A 3,584-nucleotide genomic window follows, 5' to 3' on the forward strand; every position below is an offset into this window, starting at 1 on the left:
CCCAGGGCCGGGGGCCGGGCCGGTGGACGCGAGCAGCGGGCCGTGGCCGCAGTGCCGACGCACCGCCGGGAAGAGCTGGTCAATCGTGGCGGCGGAACCGCCGACGGCGCTGACCGCGTTGGTCAGCCACGCATGTCCGGCACCGGTGAGCCTGGGCGCGAGCGTCGAGGCAAGTCCGTCGACGGACAGCCCCCCGTCGCCGGTCGTCCGCTCGTCAGTTGCCCGCTCGCCAGTTGCGCTGTCGCCAGCTGTCATGTGATGTCACATCCCAGGCTCACCGTGGATGGATCATTTCCGGGCGGACTTGTGGCCCCGGCGTACACGCCTGCCGCAGGAAGGCCAGGGAACGCCGGGCCACCAGCGGCGCGGCATGGCTGTGCCGGGGCAGCTCGACCGATACCAGCCCGCTGTAACCGATCTTGGTCAGGGCATCCAGGACCGGGGGAAAATCGATCTCGCCCGAGCCGAACTCCAGGTGCTCGTGGACACCTCGGCGCATGTCCTCGATCTGCACGTTGACCAGCCGGTCCGCGGAGCTCAGGATGCACTCGGGCACAGACGCGGGCTCCAGGCACCGACAGTGGCCGATGTCGAGGGTGAGGCCGAAGGCAGCAGGCGCGCCGAGGGCGTTTCGCAGGCGCTCGTAGCCGGCGAGATCCTCGATCATCATTCCCGGTTCGGGTTCGAATCCGAGCTGGACCCCTGCCTGCTCGGCCGCCGCGACCACGCTGGCACAGCCGTCAACCAGCAGCTCCCAGGCCAGGGCGTGGGGACCCCGGCCGGCACCGTTCCACTCCAGAACGACACCGCTTCGGCGCCGAGATCCGCTCCGACACCGACCGCCCGCCGCAGCAGGTCCAGTCGCCGTTCCCGGCCGTCGGGAGATGTGAGGGTGGGGCTGTGCTTGTGCCAGGGGTCGAGCAGGTACCGGGCGCCCGTTTCGATCACGACGGCGAGATCGGCCGCGGCGAGCCGGGCACCGACACGCCGCACCTGGCGGGCGAGGTCGGCGTCGAACGGGTCGAGATGCTGATGATCAAGCGTGAGTGCGATCCCGTCGTAGCCCATGCCGGCCAGCACGGCGATGACATCGTCGATGGGGTGGTCGGCAAAGCCGTTGGTGCCGTAGCCGAAGCGCAGCGGGCCATTCATGTCGGTGACACCCGTCTGGCCAGGGTCCGGGCTACCGGGAAGAGCAGGGCCAGCGCGCCGGCCGCCCGAAGCCTGCCGCTGCATGCTGTGATCGCAGCCTGGAGTGGAACCAGCCCGAGGATCCCCGCGCCGACCGCCTGCTGGACGTGGCGCGCGCCCGGGTCGCGTACGACAGCGGCCTGAGCCGCGCCGAAGGTCCCGGCGTAGGCACCCAGCAGGCCCATGCCGGCGATCTGGTGGCGCCGGGTACCCCGACGGCGGGTGACGGCCGAGGTTGCCACGATGACCAGCGTGGTCGCGCCCAGGGTGACCTTCGGTAGCGCCTTGCCGCTGCCCTGTACCTCCCGTCGACTCAACTCGGTGACCACGTAGGTGTGGCCGGCGACGACGAGCGCTGCGGGGAGGCAACGGCGGCTTTGGTGTGGACCTGCGCCGAGCATGACGTCGAGGGCTCGGGCGGTGGCCATCGCGGCGGGACCGAGCGGGGTGGACTTGAGGGCAAGATCGTAGGCCCACACCGTGGCGGCCAGGGGAACCGCGACGATGAGCGCCGGGGGCCCACCGGCCAGGCCCGCGATACCGATCCCGGCTGCGGTCAGGCCGGTGGCCAGTGCGAAAGCGGTCCGCGGGGTCACGCGGCCCGATGGGATCGGCCGGTGTGGCCGTTCCACGGCGTCGACATCGCGGTCCGCCATGTCGTTCAGTGCCATTCCGCCCCAGTACAGGCAGATGGAGGCAGCGGCGAGACCCACGCTCGCCGGGTCCAACCGCCGGCCCACGATCGCCGCGCCGGCGATGGTGTCCCCGGGGACGGTCAGTGCGGCGGGCGCTCGCACCAGCTCGACCAGGGCCGCCAGATGCGCAACCGCGGTCATCGGTGCGGTCCCAGTGACCGCGCCCAGGAGCGGAGTGCCTCGTACTGCATGACCAGCCGGTGCTCGTCGGTAGCAACCGGATCCTTGAAGAAGAACGCGAGTTGACCCTGGGGGCCGACATGCCCCGTCTCGTGGGCCCGGCCGAGGAGACGGACGAGGTCCAACACCAGTGGTGCGGCCAGCGTCGAGTCACAGCCCTGCCAGGTGAACTGGAGCGTCATCCGGACACCGAGAAAACCTTCGAACAGGATGTGGTCCCAGGCGGTCTTCCATTCGCCGAGTTCCGGTACGTTGTCGATGTGGACGATTCCCTCGACCGGATGGCCGAGAACGGATTCGAGGACACGCGACTTCGATCTGGTCTTGCTGTGCGCTCGGGCCGGTTCGGCCAGCGTGGCGCCGTCTCCGCCGCCCAGCAGGTTCGTTCCGCTCCACGAACGCACCGGTAACGCGCGGTGCGCGAACATCGGTGCGAGCGCGGACTTGACCAGAGTTTCCCCGGTTTTACCGTCGTTACCGGCGTAGGGGACGGCGCAGGCGCGGGAAAGCTCGTCGAGGGCTGGCAGCCCAGCGCCTGCGGACGGCGTGAAGTTGATGTATGAACAGCCCGCGGTGAATGCCGCATAAGCGTAGAGCGAACTCGTCGGAACGACCGATCCAGCCGACGACATCGCCTCCCGAAGACGGCTCAGGGATGCATGGGCTGCTGATTCCGGGGGCGTCGGCTCGGTGGACGCGACATTGACGACTACCACGCGTGCCAGCCGGTGTCGTTGTCGGAACGAAACCAGATCGGCCACCAGCCCCGCAGCAGCCTCGGCCTGGGTCCGCCCGGACGGAAGGTCCGTGACACCAGGCTTGATCTCTTTGTCGGCCGCAGCCAGCTCGTCCTTGACATGGTCGAGGAGATGCACGGGCACGACGCCGGCCAGCGCGAGCTGCTCGGCGCGTTTCACTAATGGGACGGTGCCGATGTCATGGCCGCCGAACACCAGGTCGTCAAAGCGCGCGAGCGCCGCTGGACGGAAGTCCGAAAGCTCGGTGACGCACCCGACCGGCGAGGTCAACCCGGCACGTATAGCAGCCATGCCAACCATGGTGGTGGTGGCGACGGAACCCCGTGCGCCGATCATCCACATACCGAGGCGGGCGTTTCCAGAAGCCATAACGATCATCCTTTGCGGGATCTCGTTGAATCGTTTTCCGGCGCTGGTAGATGGATCTCGGTTGTATCGCGTGACATGAAGAACGACTCAGGTTGTCGGGTCGTCACATCGTCGGATTCACGTGCCGGGGCAGTCGGAATTCTTGATTGTATACAACGGCATCCGCGTGATCGCCAGATGTCATCCCTGGGTGCCATGGTGAATTGAGACGCGAAAGGCTTGCTTCGGGTCGGCGTTCTTGGTCGGAAAAACGTAATAACCGCTGGTGTGCACTGAATATTAGATTAAAGCAGTCGTACCAAGTGTTAAATTTGGGTTAAATCTGGATATCAAACAAATAATACAAAGGTATTCACAAGGATGCCGAACGTGACAATGCTGCGCGCGAGCC

2 protein-coding genes and 2 pseudogenes are annotated in these 3,584 nt (G+C 67.2%); all 4 read right to left on the reverse strand.

Annotated elements, in window-relative coordinates; translation table 11 throughout:
* Positions 1–255, reverse strand: a pseudogene (locus U9980_RS08745) (hypothetical protein); the annotation flags it as partial.
* Positions 256–274: 19 nt separating this feature from the next.
* Positions 275–1,152 (reverse strand): annotated as a pseudogene (locus tag U9980_RS28495) (sugar phosphate isomerase/epimerase family protein).
* On the reverse strand, positions 1,149–2,027 hold the full coding sequence (locus U9980_RS08760) for an SCO3242 family prenyltransferase (RefSeq protein ID WP_322753149.1): 879 nt from the start codon (positions 2,025–2,027) through the stop codon (positions 1,149–1,151). The pseudogene U9980_RS28495 and the gene U9980_RS08760 overlap by 4 nt, the downstream one beginning before the upstream one ends.
* A complete protein-coding gene (locus U9980_RS08765) occupies positions 2,024–3,193 on the reverse strand; it encodes an inositol-3-phosphate synthase (RefSeq protein WP_322767471.1) in 1,170 nt (389 codons plus the stop codon). Before U9980_RS08765 ends, U9980_RS08760 begins: the two co-directional genes overlap by 4 nt.
* Positions 3,194–3,584: the final 391 nt, after the last annotated feature.

Source organism: Protofrankia sp. Cr1, from assembly GCF_963555865.1.
Lineage (GTDB): Bacteria > Actinomycetota > Actinomycetes > Frankiales > Frankiaceae > Protofrankia.